18 protein-coding genes are annotated in these 22,563 nt (G+C 27.8%); 4 read left to right on the top strand and 14 right to left on the bottom strand.

Annotation, left to right across the window (positions count from 1 at the left end):
• Positions 1-34: 34 nt before the first annotated feature.
• A complete protein-coding gene (gene hisZ, locus HF850_RS02285; RefSeq protein ID WP_169103866.1) occupies positions 35-1,171 on the bottom strand; it encodes an ATP phosphoribosyltransferase regulatory subunit in 1,137 nt (378 codons plus the stop codon).
• 222 nt (positions 1,172-1,393) lie between these two features.
• Between hisZ and HF850_RS02280 the strand changes: the two genes are divergently transcribed.
• Entirely contained in the window at positions 1,394-2,128 is a 735-nt protein-coding gene (locus HF850_RS02280) for a YoaK family protein (protein ID WP_169103865.1), read from the top strand.
• A gap of 112 nt (positions 2,129-2,240) precedes the next feature.
• On the opposite strand, the gene thiI is transcribed toward HF850_RS02280, so the two are convergent.
• From thiI to HF850_RS02260, 4 genes are all read right to left on the bottom strand, one after another.
• The gene (gene thiI / locus HF850_RS02275; RefSeq protein WP_169103864.1) at positions 2,241-3,404 is read right to left on the bottom strand and encodes a tRNA uracil 4-sulfurtransferase ThiI; all 1,164 of its coding nucleotides are present in this window, start codon (positions 3,402-3,404) and stop codon (positions 2,241-2,243) included.
• The gene (locus HF850_RS02270) at positions 3,404-4,552 is read right to left on the bottom strand and encodes a cysteine desulfurase family protein (RefSeq protein WP_169103863.1); all 1,149 of its coding nucleotides are present in this window, start codon (positions 4,550-4,552) and stop codon (positions 3,404-3,406) included. Before HF850_RS02270 ends, thiI begins: the two co-directional genes overlap by 1 nt.
• Before the next feature lie 412 nt (positions 4,553-4,964).
• Positions 4,965-5,435 (bottom strand): peptide-methionine (S)-S-oxide reductase MsrA, encoded by a 471-nt coding sequence (gene msrA, locus HF850_RS02265; protein WP_169103862.1) that lies wholly within the window; start codon positions 5,433-5,435, stop codon positions 4,965-4,967.
• Positions 5,436-5,625: 190 nt separating this feature from the next.
• Positions 5,626-6,489 carry an NAD(P)-dependent oxidoreductase gene (locus HF850_RS02260; protein ID WP_169103861.1) on the bottom strand — a complete coding sequence of 288 codons (864 nt, stop codon included), beginning with the start codon at positions 6,487-6,489 and terminating at the stop codon, positions 5,626-5,628.
• A gap of 158 nt (positions 6,490-6,647) precedes the next feature.
• Between HF850_RS02260 and HF850_RS02255 the strand changes: the two genes are divergently transcribed.
• Positions 6,648-8,678, top strand: coding sequence for a methyl-accepting chemotaxis protein (locus HF850_RS02255; RefSeq protein WP_169103860.1), 2,031 nt, complete (start codon positions 6,648-6,650; stop codon positions 8,676-8,678).
• Positions 8,679-8,971: 293 nt separating this feature from the next.
• Positions 8,972-10,984 (top strand): methyl-accepting chemotaxis protein, encoded by a 2,013-nt coding sequence (locus tag HF850_RS02250; protein WP_169103859.1) that lies wholly within the window; start codon positions 8,972-8,974, stop codon positions 10,982-10,984.
• 43 nt (positions 10,985-11,027) lie between these two features.
• On the opposite strand, the gene HF850_RS02245 is transcribed toward HF850_RS02250, so the two are convergent.
• The 6 genes from HF850_RS02245 to HF850_RS02220 form a co-directional block, all read right to left on the bottom strand.
• Positions 11,028-11,831 (bottom strand): RelA/SpoT domain-containing protein, encoded by an 804-nt coding sequence (locus HF850_RS02245; RefSeq protein WP_169103858.1) that lies wholly within the window; start codon positions 11,829-11,831, stop codon positions 11,028-11,030.
• A 177-nt stretch (positions 11,832-12,008) separates the two neighbouring features.
• A complete protein-coding gene (locus HF850_RS02240; protein ID WP_169103857.1) occupies positions 12,009-12,941 on the bottom strand; it encodes a hypothetical protein in 933 nt (310 codons plus the stop codon).
• A 606-nt stretch (positions 12,942-13,547) separates the two neighbouring features.
• Positions 13,548-13,985 (bottom strand): ACT domain-containing protein, encoded by a 438-nt coding sequence (locus HF850_RS02235; RefSeq protein ID WP_169103856.1) that lies wholly within the window; start codon positions 13,983-13,985, stop codon positions 13,548-13,550.
• Positions 13,985-14,881 carry a homoserine kinase gene (gene thrB, locus HF850_RS02230; protein ID WP_169103855.1) on the bottom strand — a complete coding sequence of 299 codons (897 nt, stop codon included), beginning with the start codon at positions 14,879-14,881 and terminating at the stop codon, positions 13,985-13,987. The genes HF850_RS02235 and thrB overlap by 1 nt, the downstream gene beginning before the upstream one ends.
• 21 nt (positions 14,882-14,902) lie before the next feature.
• On the bottom strand, positions 14,903-16,360 hold the full coding sequence (thrC, locus tag HF850_RS02225; protein ID WP_169103854.1) for a threonine synthase: 1,458 nt from the start codon (positions 16,358-16,360) through the stop codon (positions 14,903-14,905).
• 307 nt (positions 16,361-16,667) lie between these two features.
• Entirely contained in the window at positions 16,668-17,621 is a 954-nt protein-coding gene (locus HF850_RS02220; protein ID WP_243159365.1) for a hypothetical protein, read from the bottom strand.
• A gap of 331 nt (positions 17,622-17,952) precedes the next feature.
• On the opposite strand from HF850_RS02220, the gene HF850_RS02215 reads away from it, so the two are divergent.
• Positions 17,953-18,927, top strand: a complete 975-nt coding sequence (locus HF850_RS02215) for an alpha/beta hydrolase (protein WP_169103853.1) — start codon at positions 17,953-17,955, stop codon at positions 18,925-18,927.
• A 75-nt stretch (positions 18,928-19,002) separates the two neighbouring features.
• On the opposite strand, the gene HF850_RS02210 is transcribed toward HF850_RS02215, so the two are convergent.
• The 3 genes from HF850_RS02210 to HF850_RS02200 form a co-directional block, all read right to left on the bottom strand.
• Entirely contained in the window at positions 19,003-20,802 is a 1,800-nt protein-coding gene (locus HF850_RS02210) for a MutS family DNA mismatch repair protein (RefSeq protein ID WP_169103852.1), read from the bottom strand.
• A gap of 129 nt (positions 20,803-20,931) precedes the next feature.
• The gene (locus HF850_RS02205) at positions 20,932-21,996 is read right to left on the bottom strand and encodes an acyltransferase (protein ID WP_169103851.1); all 1,065 of its coding nucleotides are present in this window, start codon (positions 21,994-21,996) and stop codon (positions 20,932-20,934) included.
• Between the two features lie 156 nt (positions 21,997-22,152).
• Complete coding sequence (locus HF850_RS02200; protein WP_169103850.1) at positions 22,153-22,398, bottom strand: class I SAM-dependent methyltransferase; 246 nt, start codon at positions 22,396-22,398, stop codon at positions 22,153-22,155.
• Positions 22,399-22,563 lie beyond the last annotated feature (165 nt).

Raw genomic sequence — 22,563 nt, 5'->3', positions numbered from 1 at the left:
TTTACCCCATTTCTGATTATTATTTCTACTAAAACTAATCATTCTTGACTATTTTCATTTCATCAATATCATCTTCTGGAAATAGTTCAACTACATATCCTTGATTTCTAATATTCATGCTTTCTCTTATTGCCTTTATTTTATCCTTTTCGTTATAATAAATTTTACATGTCTTTGTGTTAAAGTTTTTCTTTTTATTTACAATAGGAATTACTGAATTTATATCTATTGAAAAACCTATTGAAGGAATATAATTTCCATCCTTCGATTGAATAAGATTATCATATCTTCCTCCTCTTAAAAGAGTATTTCCTAGACCTTCTCCATATCCTCTAAAAATAATTCCTGTATAATAATTAAGCCTTGGTGCCATACCTAAATCAAAAGTAACATTATCCCCATAACCAAGCTTTTCTAACTCATAATATAATGTTTCAAGATATTTTATATTTGATAAAATATTTTCATTAAATGCAAGCTTCTTTGCATCGTTTAATATGGACTTATCCCCAAACATCCATGGAAGCTTATTTAAGAAAACCTTATAATCCTCATCAATATTAAGTTCGCTTAAATAGTCTTCAAGACTCTTTAAATTCTTATCTTCAATAAACTGTGCAATAGTTTCTTTCTGCTCTTTTGTAATATTAAGATCATTTAAAATCTCTTTTAGAAATCCTATATTTCCTATTTCTAATTTAAAATCATCAAGTTCTAATTTTTTTAAGGCTTCAAGTGCCAGTACTAATATTTCTAAATCAGCTTTTTTATCTTCAAGGCCTACAAGTTCTATTCCACAATCAGTAAATTCATTTCTTTTGCCTCCAAAACTTTTATGAACTCTGAAAACATTAGAAATATATCTAAGCTTCAAAGGAAATTCTGCATCTCTAAGCTTTGTCTGTACAACTCTTGCTATTGGAATTGTCATATCAGGTCTTAATACAAGTATCCTTCCCCTATTATCAAAAAACTTGTACATATCCTCTTCATTTAAAGTCTGAAAATTATTATTAAATGTTTCATAAAATTCAACTGTTGGTGTTATTACTTCTTTATACCCCCATGCTTCAAACATACTATCTATATCTCTTTCGATAGCTCTTTTAACCACACATTCATCTAATATTAAATCCCTTGTACCTTCTGGTAGTACATTCTTTTTATGCATTATTACACCGCCTCATACTTATTACTTATTGCTTTTCACGATTTACTGTTATACCGCTTTAACTCACTAAAGTATTTTTTTATTATAATATATTATTTTAATACTTTTGTCAATATTTTCAAGATGTTTTGGTATTATTGTGTCAGAATACAAAAACAATAAAATAAGTGCTATAATAAATTATACTTTGATTTAAAAAATTTATATAAGGAGTTATTTGTTTTGATTACAGAAGAATTACATAATAAAAATATTTCAACAAGCAATTGCAGCACTAGTACTCATACAATTACTTCTGAATCTTTAAGACTAGGGGTATTCCTAGCTGCTGTAGGAGGATTTTTAGATGCTTACACCTTCATATGCAGAGGAGGCGTATTTGCAAATGCTGAAACTGGTAATATGGTTTTGTTAGCAATAGGACTTGCTACTAGAGATATGCATAGAGCATTCATGGCATTTCTTCCCATACTTGCGTTTATGATAGGAGCATTTTTATATTCAAAAATTACAAGCTATAGACCACCTAGTATTGCCTTTGTAAGAGGACATGAAATAATTATTCTTATAATAGAAATTATTGTTCTTATTATTGTAGGTTTTGTTCCCTCTACAGTTGCAAATATATTTGTAACTACAGCTATTTCATTTGTATCATCAGTACAAATGTGCACATTCAGAAAGTTAGCAAATTCAGCATACAACACTACAATGTGCACTGGTAATTTAAGAAGTGCATGTGATGCTGCATATCGTGCTCTTGCAACAAATAATAAAGAAGAGGCTAAAAAAAGCATAAGATATTTCACTATAATACTATGCTTTATAATAGGAGCGGCTTTAGGTGCCTACTTAACTATTGTCATAGGCGTAAAATCTATTTGGATTGCAGCATTGATCTTAATCTTTGCAGTATGTTTATTTACATATGATGAAATAAAATATAATCGTATATAATAACAATTATGTTAAAACATTCAGTTTAAAATCATTTAGATTAATTACTACAAATAAAAAACTTTTCGCAGATTGTTGCGAAAAGTTTTTTATTTATATATTGTGCAACTAATTAAAATGTTACTATTTCCATATTTTCAATTGCTTTTTCAACAAGACCATTAACATCAAGCTTTTCTTCTTGCTTTCTAATTGGTTCAACCTTAGGATTTGTTTTAGGATGTTTTGGTACGAATATTGTACAGCAGTCTTCATAAGGAAGTATTGAAGTTTCATATGTTCCTATTTCTCTTGCTATATCCATAATATCTGTTTTATCCATAGCTATAAGTGGTCTGAATGCTGGTCTGTCTGCACAGTCATCACTTACTATAAGTCCATCCATAGTTTGACTTGCTACTTGGCCTATACTTTCACCAGTAGTTACTGAATCTATATTATACTTATCTGCTAAAGCACATGCTACTCTCATCATGAATCTTCTCATTATTATTGTAAGTTCATCTTCTCTACACTTTTCTATTATTTCCATTTGTATATCTGTAAATGGAACTATATATAGATTTATCTTTTCAGTATATTGAGATAATATTTTAGCTAACTCTTTTACCTTATCCTTAGCACGTTCTGATGTATATGGGTGGCTGTGATAATATACACAGTTTAATTCAACACCTCTTTTAGCCATTAAATATCCTGCTACTGGTGAATCTATACCACCTGAAAGCATAAGCATTGTACTTCCGTTCATTCCATATGGAAGTCCTGCAACTGCTTTTGTTATATCATTATTTGACCATACATATGCATAGTTGTTTCTTATTTCAACATTTATTAATACATCAGGATTCTTAACATCAACAATGATTTCACCTTCATAGTTTGATAATACATATCCTCCTACTTTTCTTGAAACTTCCATAGAGTTTAATTCAAACTTCTTGTTTGCTCTGTTTGTTACAATCTTAAATGTTTCTTTCTTTCCTTCAAATTCATTTACTTTTGAAAGTGCTGCTTTTTCTATTTCATCAAGATCTATTTCAACCTCTTTAACACGGCATACTTCAAGAACTCCAAATACCTTGCTTATTCTTTTTATGCTTTCGTCTATTTCATCAGTCTTTATAAAATATCTTCCACTGTCATGAATAAATTCTGCTTTTATTCCTTCAAGCTTTTTACCTATATTATCTCTTAATCTTCTTTCAAATTTACCTTTATTTAATCCTTTTAAAAATATTTCTGGTGCATATTTAACTAAAATAAGTTCTTTCATTATTTCTTCAGCCTCCTTAAAAATTTTAATCCTTTGTTTAAAACATCTATTGTATAATCAACTTCTTCTAAAGTATTATCATCGGAAAAAGAAAATCTTATGCCTCCGCCTATTTCATCATTGTTAAGCCCTAAAGCCTTAAGAACATAGCTTCCTCCAATTCTTACTCTTTCTTTAGAAGAACATGCTGAACCTGTTGATACATAAATTCCACTTTCCTCTAAGAAGTGAAGTAGAACTTCTCCACGTATTCCTCTAAAAGATACGCTTAATATGTATGGTAAGAATTCATCACTTAAAGGACTGTTTATTCTTACATTATCTATAGATTGTAACTCTTCTATAAACCTTGCCTTTATTTCTTTTACTTTTTCAAAATTCTCTTCCATATTACCACATGATATTTCTGCAGCTTTAGTAAGTCCCATTATACAACCTATATTCTGAGTCCCTGCTCTAAGTCCAAATTCCTGCGAACCACCTTCAATTAATGGTACTAAATTATTATTTTTTCTAACATAAACAAAACCACATCCCTTTGGTCCATGGAACTTATGACCACTTACAGTAAGAAAATCTATATTCATCTTCTGTACATCTATAGGAATTTTTGTATAGCTTTGAACTCCATCAACATGGAATTTTGCTCTATTACTGTTTTCCTTTATTATATGTCCAATCTTTTCTATATCTTGAATTACACCAATTTCATTGTTTACGTGCATTACAGATACAAGTACAGTATCTTTTGTTATTGATTCTTTTAAGTGTTCTAAATCAATTCTGCCATTTTCATCAAGCTTTAAATATGTAACCTTTACACCATTTTCCTCAAGTCTCTTTGTTGTATTTAAAACAGATGCATGTTCAAAAGGTGTTGTAATATAGTGTGATCCTGGCTTTAATATCCCCTTAAGTATAAGGTTATTTCCTTCAGTACCACCTGCATTAAAATATATTTCATTTTCTGAAGCATTTATAGTCTTTGCTAATATTTCTCTGCATTCTCTTAATTTCTTTTCACTTTTAAGGCCTAAATTATGAAGTGATGATGGATTCCCAAAGAATTCTCTCATTCCTGAAGCAACTGCTTCTATAGCTTCTTCGCTCATTTTTGTTGTTGCACTATTATCAAAATAAACTTCCAATTTGCAAACTCTCCCTTATATATGAAATTCATCTAGAATAATCTTAGTATGTTTTCAAAAAATTATATATCATTTTATATTTTATCCATATTAAATATAATTACTCTAAATATAATAATCTATTTATCTAATGGAGAACTTATAATTATAAAATTGATTAAATTTCAAAAAATGCTTAAAATTTATAATTATATTATCCTTATAGAATTACTATGATTTATTATATCAGAAAACAATTATAATTCAATTGATAATTGTATATGACAGTGTATACTTATTATTTCAATAACATTTTATTAAATATGTGTGTACTATAGATTTAAAAAATATTTTCTGTCATTCTGACAATATCATTTAGCACATTAAAAATAAAAGAAGACTTGAATAAATAAGTCTTCTTTATTAATCATTATTAAAATTTAATATGACAGTATCCATTTGGGTTCTTCTCCAGATATTTTTGATGTTCCTCTTCTGCAGGATAATAATTTTCTAAATGTTTTACTTCTGTTACTACTCTATTTTTATAAAAAGTTTCTACTTTTCTCTTGCTCAATATTATTGTACTTAAATCTTCTTTATCTTCATAATAAATTCCTGTTCTATACTGTGTTCCGATATCATTCCCCTGTCTGTTTACTAGAGTTGGATCTATCACTTCCCAAAATTTATCTAGAAGTTTATCAAGGCTTATTTCTTTTGAATTATAGTTAACCATACATACTTCTACAAATTCAGTATCATCTCCACATACATCCTCATATGTTGGATTCTTAATATTACCATTTGCATATCCAACTTCAGTCTTTTCCACACCTTTAATCATAGAAAAGTATTTCTCTATTCCCCAGAAGCATCCACCACCAAAAAATATTCTTTTCATGTATATACCTCACCTCATAATTTATACTTACCTTATTTAATATTGCATTATAATCAGTTTTTTATACTTAATTAACATAGAAAACAATATAAATCCAATTTAAATATATGAATAAAACAAATATTTCTAATCTATTACTATTCAACATAAGTAAAAACTATGACAAGAAAAATCCTCAAAAAACAACTAACTATTTTTCATAATATTTAATAAGTCCTTGAGTTCCTAAATCCCCCATATGATTTTCTTCTAATGCTTCATACATTTTAAGAACTGTATTTAATACTTTCAATTCTATATTTTCATCTTCTGCTTCTTCTTTTGCAATCTTCATATCTTTAATAAAGTGCTTTATATAAAATCCTGGGTCAAAATCCCCTTTAAGCATTCTTGGAGCCATATTAGACATCTGCCAACTTCCAGCTGCACCTTCACTTATACTATTAAGCATAGTTTGTACATCAAGCCCAGCCCCCCTTGCATATGTAATTGCTTCACATACTCCTGAAACTGCACCTGCTATGGCTATTTGATTAGCCATTTTAGTATGTTGTCCATTCCCTGCTTTACCTTCATATATTATTGTTGTTCCCATACATTTTAATACATCATGACATTCATCAAATATTTCCTTATCTCCACCTACCATAATAGATAAAGTACCATTTTTAGCTCCTACATCTCCACCTGAAACTGGTGCATCTATTGCATATATACCTCTTTTCTTTGCTTCTTCATAAATTTCAACTGCTAATTTAGGACTTGTAGTAGTCATATCCATTAAAATACATCCTTTATCAGCACTATTAAGTATTCCATTTTCACCAAAGTATACTTCTCTAACATCCTTAGGATATCCAACTATGGTAATAACAAAATCCTTTCCTGTGGCACATGATCTTATATCATCACACCATAAAGCACCTTCTTTTACTACTTCATCAGCTTTTGACCTTGTACGATTATATACAGATACTTCATATCTCTTTTTCATTAAATTTCTAACCATAGATTGCCCCATTACCCCAGTACCTATAAAACCTATTTTTTTCATTAAGTTCATCTCCTCAATAGCAAATTAATAATCAAATTATATCATAATAATTATACATTTTTTTGAATTTTTATTTATTTCTTCTACTTTTCCCCTGTAAAGTTTTTCTTTTTATTTCCGAAATTATAATTATATACTAATAATTATTAGGAGGGTTTATGAGTAAAATAATTAAAAACACAAAATCAAGCACACCGTTTCTATCCAGTGTAGGTAATAAAATACTAACAATATTTACATTACTTATACTATTAGTAACGATATTTCTATCAACATTTTCTTTCTTTAAATCTAAAAATGGTTTTTTAGATTTATCTAAGGAAAGCCTTTCATCAAGAATAGTTGAGAGTTCTAAATTATTATCAGAAGAAATAAATAATAAAATTCATCAGCTTGATTATATTGCAACCTTAGATACTATACAATCTATGAATTGGGATATTCAATATCCTGAATTGCTTAAACAAGCTGAGTATTGGGGATTTCTTCATATATTTATAATGGATACTAATGGTATATCTTACTATGCTGAAGATAATACTATAAGAGATCAGTCTAAAGAACCATTCTTCGAAATGGTTTCTGGCGATAAAAGAGTATTAACTGAGCCTTATGTAGATGGTTCTAGAAAATTATCTATAACTACTATTACGGCTCCAATGAAAGATGCAAATGGTAATGTTTTTGCAAACATTTGTGGAGTTATAGATTTAAATAAAATTAATTCTACTATACAAAATACAAATGTTGGTAAGAATGGTTATGCATTTATAGCAAATAAAAATGGAAACTTTGTAGCACATAAAGATATGAGTATTGTTTATAACAATGTCTGCTTAAATGATTTATCAAATGAGTATTCAGGTTTAAATGGCTTAAAGCCTATTATGCAAAAAGTTGATTCAAAAGAAACTGGGATTGATACCCTTACTGTAAATAATGAAAAAATGATTATAAGCTATGTTCCAATTGAATCTACACCATGGTCATTATTCCTTGCTATACCTGAGAAAGAGCTTTTAGTTATCAGCAATAGAACATTAATGTTCCAAATTATTATTTCAATATTTGCTGTAGCAGCAGGTATAATATGCTCTATATATATAAGAAATTGGATTTCTAATAAGATTAATGAAATTGCAAAGATGTCTTCTGAACTTTCAGAATGTAATTTATCTTATACATGTGAATCTTCTGGAGATGATGAATTTGCTCAAGCTATAGATTCATTAAATAATTCAATATCTATACTTAAATCAACTGTTACCGAAGTAAGTAATGATAGCACTATTCTTACAGAAAACAATGTTCGCATTGATGAAATGATTCAAGATATATTTACACAAATAAATGAATCAGCTAATTCAATAGAAAGCATCTCTGCAAGTATGGAAGAATCATCTGCTGCATTATTAGAACTTAATGCTGCTTCTGAAGAGGTAATTGGCAATACAACTCATTCAGTAAACGCTGCATCAGAAGGTTTAACTTTAGCAGAAAATATAGAAAAGCATTCTTCAGAAATCTATGATAATGCTATATCTTCTAAAAACAATGTATTAAAGTTATATAATTCATGTAGTACAAATTTAAAAGAATCTATAGAAAAAGTTAAAACTATAGATAACATAACTCAAATGTCAAATTTAATTTTAAATATAGCAGAACAAACAAGTCTTCTTGCTTTAAATGCTGCTATAGAAGCTGCTAGAGCTGGTGAACATGGAAAAGGCTTTGCTGTAGTAGCAGAAGAAGTTAAAAAGCTTGCAGAAGAATGTTCATCTGCTGTAAACAGTATACAAGCTGATTTAAGTGGTGTATTAACTGCTGTTAATGACCTTACTAAATTCTCTAGTGAATTATTAACTATATTTGATACTGATATATTAAAAGATTATGACTCATTAATAAATATTTCAGCTGAGTATAAAAATTCTGGACACTCAGTTAAGGAAATGGTTGATAAATTTACTGAAGCTTCAAACTTTACATTTAAATCAATTAATGAAATGACTACTACAATTTCAACTTTATCAGAAGTTATTTCAAGCGTTGCTGACTCATCAATACAGCTTTCTGAAAATATGTCTGATATAAACCATAAAGGTTCTGTTATTTCAAAAACGTCTAATGAAGCTTCTGAAACTGCCTCAAAGCTTTTAGATTCAGTAGGCAAATTTAACTTATAATATATCCTATATTAAATAAAATGTAGTACCCAATCGTCTTTATATAAAGATGATTGGGTACTATTTTGTTATAAATAATATATATAAAAATATTCCCTTCCTCCCTTTCAACTATTAGCTGGAAATTATTCAATTAAAATGATTAATTCATAATTTTATTAATTATAATTACTATTCTCCCCAAAAACATTTTTTTCTATAATAATCATTTTTTCTTTTTATATAAAGTTTTTTAATTTTTATTCGAATATATATCCATAATAATTTAAATTTAAGTACGCATGGGAGGAAGTATGAAAAAAAGATTTAATATTACAACATCAAGTGTAGGTAATAAGATGCTAATAATTTTCACATCACTAATTTTATTAGTTACGGTCTTATTATCAACATTTTCTTTTTTTAAATCAAAAAAGTCACTTTTGGAAACAACAAAAAGTAATTTATCTTCAAGAATAGTCGAAAGTTCTAGTTTAGTTTCAAAGGAATTTGATATCAAATTCAAGCAGCTTGAATTTATATCTAACTTAGATACAATTCAATCAATGAACTGGGATATTCAATATCCAGAGTTAGTTAAGCAGGCTGAGATATGGGAATTTAAGCATATATTCATAATGGATACAAATGGTATGGCATACTATGCTGAAAATAACACAATAAAAGATCAATCTAAAGAAGATTTTTTTAAAAGTATAACAGGTGATAAAAAAGTAATAACAGAACCTTTCGTTGATAGCTCTAACCATTTATCAATAGTTACTTTAACAGCACCAATCAAAGATTCAACTGGAAAAGTAATTGCTAATATATGTGGTGTTGTGAATTTATATAATATAAATTCTATAATTCAAAATATAAATATTGGTGATAATGGATATGCCTTTATAGCAAATAAAAATGGAAACTTTGTGGCACATAAAGATATGAGTGTTGTTTATAATAATGTTTGGTTGAATGATTTACCAAATGAATATTCAGGCTTAAGTGGTTTAAAACCTATTATACAAAAAATCCAATCAGAAGAAACTGGTGTTGAAACTCTTACTGTAAATAACCAACAAATGATTGTAAGCTATATGCCAATTGAATCTACACCATGGTCATTATTCCTTGTAATGCCTGAAGATGAACTTTTAGAAAGTAATAATAAAACATTACTTTCCCAAATTATTATTTCACTATTTACTTTACTTATGGGAATAATTGCTTCACTATATATTAGAAGATGGATTTCTAATAAGCTTGATCCAATTACAAAAATGTCTTCTGAACTTTCAGAATGTAATCTTTCTTATAAATCTGAATATTCAGGAAATGATGAATTTGCTAAAGTTATAGATTCATTGAACAATTCAGTTTCTGTACTTAAATCAACTGTTGAAGAAGTAAGCGATAATAGTAATATTATTGCTGAAAACAATGCTAATATTTATGAAATGATTCAAGATATATTTGTGCAAATAAATGAATCAGCAAATTCAATAGAAAGTATATCTACAAGTATGCAAGAATCATCTGCGGCATTATTAGAACTTAATGCTGCTTCTGAAGAGGTAATTGGTAATACAACTCATTCAGTAAATGCTGCATCAGAAGGTTTAGCTTTAGCACAAAATATAGAAAATCATTCTTCAGAAATCTATGAAAATGCTATAACTTCTAAAAATAATATAATTAATTTATATGATTCATGTAGTAAAAACTTAAAAGAATCTATAGAAAAAGTAAAAACTATAGATAATATAACTCAAATGTCTAATTTAATCTTAAGCATTGCAGAACAAACAAGTCTTCTTTCTTTAAATGCAGCTATAGAAGCTGCCAGAGCTGGAGAACATGGAAAAGGCTTTGCTGTGGTAGCTGAAGAAGTTAAAAATCTTGCAGAAGAATGTTCATCTGCTGTAAATAGCATACAAGCTGACTTAGGTGATGTATTAACTGCTGTTAATGACCTTACTAAATTCTCTAGTGAGTTATTAACTTTATTTGATACTGATATACTAAAGGATTATGATTCATTAATAGATATTTCAGAAGAATATAAAAATTCTGGACATTCAGTTAAAGAAATGGTTGATAAATTTACTGAAGCTTCAAACTTTACATTTAAATCAATTAATGAAATGACTACTACAATTTCAGCTTTATCAGATGTTGTTTCAAGCGTTTCCGACTCATCTGCACATCTTTCTGAAAATATGTCTGACTTAACTAATAAAGGTTCTATTATTTCAAAAACATCTAATGAAGCTTCTAAAACAGCATTAAAACTTTCAGATTCAGTAGCTAAATTTAAATTATAATACATAACTTTTCACTTAAAAAGCAGTGATGAATTTTAAATCATCACTGCTTTAATTTATCTTTCAGTCTTTCTATTTCTTTCTGCTGTTTTAATATTATATTTTTATACGAACTTTCTTTTTCAGTCCACTCTTTACTAAGTATATTTATAAGAGAAGCCATTTCATCTGCACTTCCTACAATCCTGTTAAAAAGTAAAAGATTAGATTGAAGTATTTCTGGTATTTCTTCATGGGAATATCTTAATCTATGGTCTATTTCACCATATCCCTCTTCAAATATGGTTCTTACCTGTATTTCTGCAATAACCTTTTTATTTGTAGGATAAAATTCCACAAGATAATGGACAGAACGATATCCAGAAGCTCTTGAACGTACTTCTATATTAAGTTCTTCAAAATCTTTAGTATTATCCCCTTCTCTTACGTTTGCAGTTATTTCTATAACATTCCATGTATTTATTATAAATTCATGTATCTCTCTCCACTGCTCTTTAAATATATGTATAACTCTTATTCCAATTAAATCGTTTATTTCATCTTTATAATTACATGTAGTAAATTTAAAATCTTCACCATACTTATTTTTTCTATCTTGAGTCTTTCTGATAATCTTTTCAACAAGCCTTTCTGGAGCTTTTATTCTAGATTTTACAGAATGAACAGACTTTTGGGATCTTAATATATTGGCTATAAAATTAGCTTGATTTTCATATGATGTTCTGCATTTAATATAATCATCATATATATCTTTTAAATCTTGTATATCTATATTATGTTTTTTAATATTTTCTTCTATGCTAGGATATGCTGCTGAAAATTTATCAATGTCAAAAGTGTTTTCCATACGCTGACACTCTCCTCTCCATACTTATTATAACATGATAATGTATAATCCTTTCAATCATATTCATCTAAAATAAATAAAAGAGAAAATACTTCTTTCTATACCATAAAGTATTTTCCCTTAATTACACTGTATTAAAACATACTAAATAAATTTAAAGCATGATTTTTCAATATCTTATTCACTCAATGCTCTAAATACTATTTTACTGCCTTCACTACTCTTTTCCTCTTCAAGCTTTCCCTTAAGAAATCCAATCTCATTAGTAAGCTCATTTATCTGTTTTTTACTGTCATTTATTTTTTCATTTCGATCTGATAATTCTTGTTTTAATTTAGCAATTTCTTCATTTAATCTCTTTAATATTGTGTTCTTATCATTAATTATTTCATCTGCCATATCTAATGCTGCTTCATTAATAACCTTATTCTTTATAACTTCTGAAACTGCCCTTAATTTTTCATCACTTATTAATTTCTTAACTTCCTCTTCTGCACTACTCATGTTCTGACACATTAATTTTATTATGTTATCTAAAAGATGATATACATCAAAATTAAACTTATATACTTCATTATTTCTGCCTGCTACAATAAAGCTGTTAATCTTAGAACCATCTGAACCTAAATTATGATTTCTTTCACTGTATATATCAAAAAACTGTTGTTTTAAATCCCATTCTGTTATATCCCTTGTATCTTCTGAGATAATTCCTCCACTTGTCATATTTCTCTTAGATATATAGACATTAAATTTTGTAAGAAGATTTTTTGCCACCCTATCATATGATTCCTTTGTTTTTCCAGATGAAGTTCTTATACTGCTTAAAATTATATTAAACTTTAACTTATCTAAAAACATAGGTAATGAATCTACTAAATTATTAATAATTCTTTTTCTTGATGAATAAGATTTATATCTTTCATCACTTTCATCTTTACTATATACTTTCTTAAATATGTTAAGTTTTTTCTCTAATTCTTCTTTTATATATTCACTTCCATAAAGATTTTCTTCATCAAATACGATTCCAGCCATGCAGAAGTTATCATTTTCACTAAAATTCCTGTACCCACTTTCATTAACGACCATAATTAATTTTTTCCCCATAAATGTATTTCTCCCCTTTTCCATAAATAATTTAAAAATTTATTTTTTGATTATCCCATAATTATTCTGCTTGATTTTATATTTAGATAATAAGCCTGTTAAACATATACAAAACAAACTCTTTACTATGTTTATCACTAAAATATTAATAATTATGTATACTTGAATACGATTAATAATTAATGTGAAAACCCATACTCTAAACTAGTATATGTTATAAAACTTTATAAATAGAACTAAAATTTAAATTTTTATTCTGACTTTATTTTGAATTCATATACCGTTATTTAAATGAAATTAGCCTAAATAGTTTTAGTATTATTCCAGAACATAAATTATTCTAAATATTATCATGCTAATTCCAATTCTAATTTAAACCTACAAGAAAAAATAAAATAACGAATAACCCACTCTATTAAGTATAATACAAAAAGTAATTTTTTTCCATATATTTCTATCTAGATTTTACTTGTTTCTTATAATGCTTTTTTAATCACTTATATCTAATTATCTTTTAGCATTATCCACAATTAACTATTGTTAACTTTTAGCTCTCCATTGGCTCATAATTATATTTTAGACAAAAAAACAGCAGGATTTCTCCTGCTATTCCATTCCGATAAATTCAACTTTTTCTATATTATTTAGATTTGTGAGTCCATCAGTAAGTGTCTTTAAATCTCCATCTACAGTAGATAGGTCTATAGTTATGCTAAGGTTGGCATATCCATTTAGAGGAATACCTTGATTTATTGTAAGAATATCTCCTCCTACACTAGCAATGTAATTACTAATGTTAGATAAAACACCCTTTTCATTTTTTAAAATCATATTATATGTAACTTTTCTTCCTTCTGAAGTTTCTGAAAAGTCAAATACATGGTCCTTATACTTATAATAAACACTTCTACTTATTCCAGCCTGTTTTACAGCTTCTGTTATTTCTTTAACTTTTCCATCTTTTAATAGTTTCTTAGCAAAAAGAACTTTTTCATAAACATCAGGTAAAACCCTCTTATCTATAACTAAGTAATTCCCACTCATTAGTTATCACCCTTTACTATGGTTGCCCCTTCACTATCCAAAGATAATTCCAATACGTCCCATTTTAAGTTTTCTAAATTTAAAAATTCTTTAAGCTTATTGCTAAAGCGCATATCATTTTCGTCGATAATCGCCATGATTGTAGGGCCTGCCCCACTAAGGTAGCATCCATATGCACCTAATTCATAGCTTTTATTATACACCTTTTCAAAACCAGGAATCAACTTACTTCTGTAATTTTGATGAAAGGCATCTTTACATGCATACTTTACTAATTCATGCTTTCCACTTACAAAGCTTGCAACCATAAGTGCAGCCCTAGAAACATTATAAACCCCATCTTTCATACTTATAGCTTTTGGCACTACAGATCTTGCTTTTTCAGTAGATAGTCTAAAATCAGGCACTATAGAAACAAATTTTAATCCTTTAGAAACATTAATCTTGTCGTAGTATGTTTTCTTATCCTCCATTACAGCAACTATCATGCCCCCTAAAATAGCTGGTGCAACATTATCAGGATGTCCTTCTATTTCTACTGCCATATCTAATAATTCATCTTTAGAAAATCTTCCACCAAGAATCTCGTTAGCTCCCATAAGTCCCCCAACTATACATGTGGAGCTGCTTCCAAGACCTCTTGATATTGGTACATCTTGTTTTACTTCACTTATTTCTAATCCTTTGATTTTATAACCCGCTTTGTCAAAGCATAATTTCATTGCTTTATAAATTATATTTTCTTCATTGCAAAATTCTTGATTTATCCCCTTAAATCTTAAACCTTCATCTAATTCCCTGAACTCAAATTCATTATATAATGTAAGCCCAATACCTAATGAATCAAATCCAGGTCCCATATTTGCTGATGTAGCTGGTACTCTAACCTTTATCATTTCTAATACCTTCTTAAAAAATTATTTATCTAAAAAAGATACTAGTGCTTGTTTCATTTCAGTCTTATCCCATACTTCATCATGTAAAACTTCTGCTTTCTCTAATGAAGCTAAATTAGCTGGAATCACTTCACCAGTTGCTTCTGACAATTTATTTAATACTTCAAAATCGTCCACACCTTCTACATCAATATTAAGTGCATTACATATACTTCTTGGGAATTTAAATGGACTTGCTGTTGATACTATTAAAGCTGGTTTATCATCTTTGGTTTCATCTACATATTTCTTTTTAACTGTATATGCTACAGCTGTATGTGTGTCCATAACATACTTATCTTTTTCGTATACTTCTTTTATTGATTCGTACACTTCTTCAGTTGTTGCGTAATTTCCATAGAATTCCTTAGTAAACTCTCTCATTTTGTCATCAACTTTATATACTCCATCATTCTTTAATTCATCCATAAGCTGTGCTACTTTTTCTGAATTTCTTCCACACGCTTCATATAAAAGTCTTTCTAAATTTGATGAAACCAAAATATCCATAGATGGAGATTCTGTAAGAATAAGTTCTCTCTTCTTATCATATACACCAGTTTCAAAGAAATCAGTTAATACTTTATTCTCATTTGATGCACATATGAATTTATCTATAGGAAGTCCCATCTGTTTAGCATAATATCCTGCTAATATATTTCCAAAGTTTCCTGTTGGTACAACAACATTAATAGGATCATCTAATTTTACTTCTCCTTGATTTACCAAATTAAAATATCCATAGAAATAATAAACAATTTGAGGTACAAGTCTTCCAATGTTAATTGAGTTTGCAGATGATAGGATATAGCCCTTATCCTTTAATCCAGCTCTGAAATCAGTATCCCCAAAGATTTCCTTAACCCCTGTCTGTGCATCATCGAAATTTCCCCTTATTCCAATGACTTTTACATTGTTCCCCTTCTGACTGACCATTTGTTTTTCCTGAATAGGACTTACACCATTCTTTGGATAATACACAACTACTTTAAATTCATCAACACCTGCAAATCCTTCAAGTGCAGCTTTTCCAGTATCCCCTGATGTAGCAGTAAGTATTGTAATATCTTCTTTTATTCCTTTAATCTTTTTAGCTCTTTTCATTATTTGTGGTAAAAACAACAATGCTGCATCTTTAAACGCACATGTTGGTCCATGATATAATTCTAAAAAGTTGTTTCTTACTTTTACATTGAATCTGCCTTTATATGCATCATTTATAGCCCCCATTAATTCTGCATCATCAATATCAGTAAAATATTTATTGATAACTTTAAAAGCCAACTCTTCATATTTTATAGAAGTGTTTGTCTTTAAGTCATCATATATTTTAGGAAATTCATCTGGAACGTATAGCCCTCCGTCCTTTGAAATTCCATTAATGATTGCGTTGGCTGAAGCTATACTTTTTTCTAAGCCCCTAGTACTTCTAAACTTCATTTAACTCACCTCAAATTTATATTAGATACAAAATTATATATACATATCGACAAAATAAAGTATATATGAACATATTCTACCTGTAATCTATATTATCATGTGTCCATATCATAAACAAGTGTTTTTCTTTAGAATACATAAAGAAGTTTTTTACAAATTAATCTTTATATCGCAAAAAAATTATCTTCTAGATTTATCCCTACCATTTTCTTTAATTATTAATATAAAAAATTTAATTAACCCATTTAAATATCCTAAATTCACCATAAAATAAAATTTAAATATTTTATCAAATATCTTTGACCCTTTACATATAAATATTTAGTGGCATAATCTGAATTCCTGATTTATTAATTCTTAAATCAGGACATTCAGGAATCATTATCCCATTCTTCTTCAAGCATTCTAATAAAGGCTTACACATTTCAAAACAGTTTTCATAAAATTTTTCCTGACCAGTCTTCCTTAAAAGGCTTATATCATCCTCTTCTTCTTTACATGTCTTAATCACTTTTCCAATTACTTTGCAGTGACAGTTTATCTTATCAAACACATTACATGTATTATTCATAAAGTAATTTTTGTTTATCGTAAGTACCGCTCTTCCATTACCTACTTTCATAATTAAATCCTGTGTATTATTACAGTTTAAAACTGACTTTAGATAAGTAAGCATTTTTTGAATCATTTCAAATTTCATCTTGCCATTACAGTCCTTTGTAAGCTCATTTAAATAATCACATCCAAAAATCTCTATAAGATTCATTAATGTCTCTACAAAACTTAATACTCCAGAGCTTGTAATCGTTCCTTCCAGTTCTATTAAATCTCCAACCTCTACATTATCATTTTCTATATCATCAACTTCTTTACGATGAAGTTCATTATGCTCATTAAAATAATTCATTAAGTTTCCATTTAAAACAAAGGTGGTAAAAGTAGTCTGTATTTTCTGCTCTTCATGAACAAATCTTCTTGCTCCCACATTTTTATCATAATGATGGTGCTCTAGATTATTATTAGAATCAAATTGATTTCTGTCTTTGAAACCTTCCCTTTCTATTCTTGTGAGACTTCCTTGATTGGTGCTTTCAATTTTGTCTCCTTCTTTCATACCAGCTTCTATAGCTCTATCCACTGCTTTTGTTAGTGTAATTGTTTCTATGTATCCTGTAAGAACTAAGGATGCCAGATTTTTAACTAATGTATCATCTAGATAAACAAGTATATCAAAAGGATTTTCCATTGCGTCTCCTTTCAAAGAATTGCTCTATATATATTAATATTAATTATAAAAATAAAATATTAATGATTTATAAGGAAACTCGACTCATATACATTCGCTGAGTACTCACAGAGTAAGTTCTACTACCCAAAAGTAAATTTTGGTGTATCACTTAAGTTCGAGGAACCAAATCATAGATTTGGACTCTCACTTATTTTTACTTTATAATTACAAATTTCTTAATTTTCCAAAGAATTAAGTCTTACATGCTATAATAAATTAGTGTTATATATGTATTTATATAGACTTTATATTCACAAAATATTATAGATACAATTTTAAATTTACTTAAGAGGGGGCGATATTTGTGAAGAAGTTTTTTAAACGTCTAATAATCCTTATACTTGTTGCTGTTATTGCTGTAGGTGCAATTTTTCATAAACGTATACTTTTAAGTTATGGAATTGCTCAAAAATACTTATACTTAAAAGATGAGATACCAAATTCTAAAAATGTTGATATTACATCAATTTCAAATTCAATGAATTACAAAGATATTGTTTATAAAGATACTAATGGAGTGAAGCTAACTCTTGATATATACAGTCCACTTAAGAATGTATATAAAAAATCTCCTGTAATATTATATGTACATGGTGGAAGCTGGGTATATGGAGATAAATCTCTTCCTGAAGTATTAACACCTGTTTTAGATACTTTCAGAGAGCAGGGATATACAATTATAAGTACATCTTATGAACTTATGAGAAATAAAGAAGATTTCAACAAACAAGTCTGTGATGTTAAGGATACTATAAGATGGATTTACAAGAATGCAGATACTTATAATTTTGATACTAATGAAATAGGCATGATTGGTTTTTCTTCTGGTGCTCACTTGTCACTTATGGCTGCTTACAGCCCAAATGATGACTTTACTGATGATACTTCTTTAAGTTCATATCCTTCAAAAGTTAAATATCTTGTTGATTTTGCAGGCCCTACAGATTTAAGCCTTCTTAATACAACTAATTTAAATTTTGATTTAAACAAAGTATTTTCTTCAATTAGAAACAGAGAATCTGTTATAAATAGATTTAATCCTATAAATTATGTAAGCCAGGATGATCCAGATACTCTTATCATTCATAGTAAGTCTGATAAAATTGTTCCATTTGAAAGTGCAGAAAAGCTTTATGAAAAGTGCCAAGATGCAAATTCAAATGCAGAATTTATTGTTTTAAATAATTCTGGTCATGATTTAAGTGGTATTTCAAGTGATGATATTATTGCTATATCAAAGGGATTATTCACGTTTATAGTTTCTAATTCACCACTATAGTTTTTTAATAATTCTTTTTAAAATGATAATAAAAAAAACTATTGCAGCTTTTTATAATACTGCAATAGTTTTTTATTATACTTCTATTCCTACCATCTTAATTAAATACATAGCATTGGATGTAGTTGATACTCCTTCTCTTATTTTATAATCAAATTTTAATTTATCATCCTTATAATATTCCTTAAAATGATAATTTTTCACCTTATCATATTCATACTCTAAATTACCTAGTTCTAAATCATGAGTTGAAATTAATCCACATGCTCCTTTACTTCCCAGCTGTCTTATAAGTGCTTCTGCTCCATCATGTCTATCTTTCGAATTTGTTCCTTTAAATAGTTCATCTAATAATACAAATATATTATCATCATTTTTAATACTATCTGTTATCATTTTAACACGTAAAATTTCAGCATAAAATGAAGAAATATTTTTTTCTAAATTATCACTTATTTTCATACATGTATAAATATCCATAATAGAACATTCAAATTTTTTTGCACATACTGAACATCCTATATAACTTAATATCAGATTCACCCCTATGGTTCTTAAAAAAGTACTTTTACCAGACATATTTGAACCAGTTATGATAAGTATTCTCTTCCTATTATTTATACTTATATCATTGCATACTCTTTTATTCAAAAGAGGATGACCTATTTTTTCTGCTATAACTACATTTTTCTTATGAGATATTACAGGCATCACCCAGTCAGGATTCTCGTAAACTATATTAGCTATACTGCTTAGTGCTTCAAACTCACCAATTGTATCAATCCATTTCTTTAAGCTTCTTCTATTTATACTTTTCCATTTTTCAAATTCAATCATGCAGCGATAATCCCAAAGAAGTAATATATTAATTATTATGAAAAATGTGTTATTCCTATCGCTCATCTTATCATATATTTTAGATAACTTATTTATGGCTGTCACTGCATTATAATTTTCGTTATTTATGAGCCTAGCTTTTAACTCATTTAAGTATTTACTTTCAAATTCAATATTCTCAATATGCTCTAGCATTTCAGCATATACATTAATGCTTTCTTTATATTTATATATACTACAAAAAGCTTCTCTTCTTTCCTTTGCTCCTATAAATAGAATAATAAGCTGAAATAGTGTCATAATAAGTGGAACATATATGCTTATAATTGAAATAAAGTAACTTAGAAAATATAAAGATATTGTTATTATTGGAATCAGATTCACAAAAAAGATAAGATACTTATTAGTATATAATTCACTCTTGTTGTTTCCCCACAAAAATAAATCTTTAGGATCAACATTTTTCTGCTCTGAAATCATCCCCTTTGCCTCAAACTCCTGTCGCCATGTTAACTTTTCTGACAGTTCTTTTACTGACTTCTGTCTCTTCTTTATATCTGCATATGTCTTTAAGGGATTTAATAACTTATCCTTTAAAATATTTCTCCCTATAAAAGTAGTTGTACTGTTCATATACTGATAAAGAGAATTTTGACCTAATATATCTAAATCATTGCTATATTTATGATTTATATCATTAAATTCTTCTCCATTATCTATAAAGTTTTTCCACTCTCCATTAAGTCTTTTTAATCCATTCTCATTAACTTTCTTTAATGCACATAAATATTGCCTTACTCTAATCTCATCTTCATGCTTAAAAACAAGGTAAATAAAAACACATAATGTTAATAAAAATTCAATACAACTTATACCATAAGCTTTTACAAAAAATAAAGTATAAGCTGAAGTTCCAAAACCCACAAAAAAAGTTATAAGCCTTAAGTAACTTATTCTTTTTATAAATACATCAAGCTTTTCAATCGATAAACTATATTTATTTACATTATCAAAATAATTATCATATGCACTGCTCATTTTTATCTCCAGCCTCCTTATTTTTATAATATTCTTAAGAAGTTTATTTTATTGCATATATAAAATTTCCCCTACAGCATCCTAAAAAACAGGATACTATAAAGGAATAATTTTAATATTTAATTTATACTATTTTAACTTTTTTATCCCAAACAAAATGAGCCTTACACCTGGAATACGTTTTAGAACCTCATAACAGATAAGTGTTACAATAATTGTACTAAGAAATACTAAAATATAAACATAAACCATAGGCATATTAAAATATGTTGTTAGAATATATGCACTACATAGCATCACAGGATAATGTAAGATATATAAACCAAAGCTCCTCTTCTTTAAAAAAGTCATTAATTTATTATCAAATTCTAAGTAAACAGTTCCAAATCCAGTAATTCCAAGTATCATCAACCATAAATATAAGTTTGTATAAAAACTTGTAAGATTTTTTTCACTTGTATAGTTTGTCCCATAATAATACCATACATAAATAATTCCCATCACAACAGCAATTACGATTATTGGAACATAATTTTTAGCAAGCTTTTTCTGAATATTATTATTTGAAAATATATAGTATCCTAATAAAAACATAAGTATATATATACCATTCCTATACACAGTAATTAAAGGCATGTTAAATAAAAATGAACTTCCCCACACTATAAAAAACAGTAATAATATAACTATTATATGAAGCTGTGAACAATATCTATAAATATTATCATTTTTATCAAAATAACGTATTATTAATAAGATAGTTACTGCTAAAAATAATTCATGCAAAAACCATAATGGCCCTATTCCCATAAAACAGTATACAAAGTATTTAATTATGCCTGTGACTTTATTCCCTCCAAATACATCTACGTACTTACTTGTTATAAATCCATTTATCCAGCTAATTAAAAATACTCCAAGAGTTGAAGGTAGCACAAGCTTTCTTATACGCTCATTTATAAATTCTTTTTTAGTACGTTTATGTAGTGAATACCTTGCACACATTCCTGCAAGGACAAACATCAAACTCATAAACCATGGATACACAAAATATAAAAGCATATCCATCTGTGGTATGCCCTTTACATTAATATTTGAATATACTCCTGCACTGTTAAAAATATATATAGAATGATATATTACTACAAGTAGTATTATCAGGCTTTTTATATTATCAATAAAATGTCTTCTCATTCTCTCACCTTAATTCTCAATAATGTTATTTTTTCATAATTATTAACCTATATACTATTTGTATTTTTATATATTCAATATAATTCTAATTATTTAAAAAATATAATGTAATTTAATATTAATTTTACAACACAAGTGTTTTTTTAATTAAAAATTCTATATTTCTACTTTTTCACTATAAACTATTATATATACATTTCTATTTCTTTTAGCAGCTTCAAAAGCAAGATATCCACTTCCTGTTCCCAAATCTAAAAGCTTCATTCCATCATTTAATGTAACTTTGTCCAAAATCTTATTTAAGTGTTTATAATCCTGAGTCTGTTTATTATAATAATTTCCTTCTTTGAAACTCTCCTCAAAGCCTCTTTTGGTAGCTTCAATACTTTCTTTTATATCCATATTGTCCTCCCTATTTTTACTTATTTGGGGTGTGTTATATCATAATGTTGATGTGTTAAGATTATTCAAAAAATAAAAACTATTATACTAATTTATTTAGTTTAATAGTTTTTATTTTATAGCATGTTGTTTATGATAGTTTAACTAATTTACTCTATTTAATAC

The organism is Clostridium sp. SM-530-WT-3G (genome assembly GCF_012843905.1).
Taxonomy (GTDB): Bacteria; Bacillota; Clostridia; order Clostridiales; family Clostridiaceae; genus Clostridium.
Note: the sequence above shows the minus strand (reverse complement) of the source record. Positions and strands in the feature narration are given on the sequence as shown.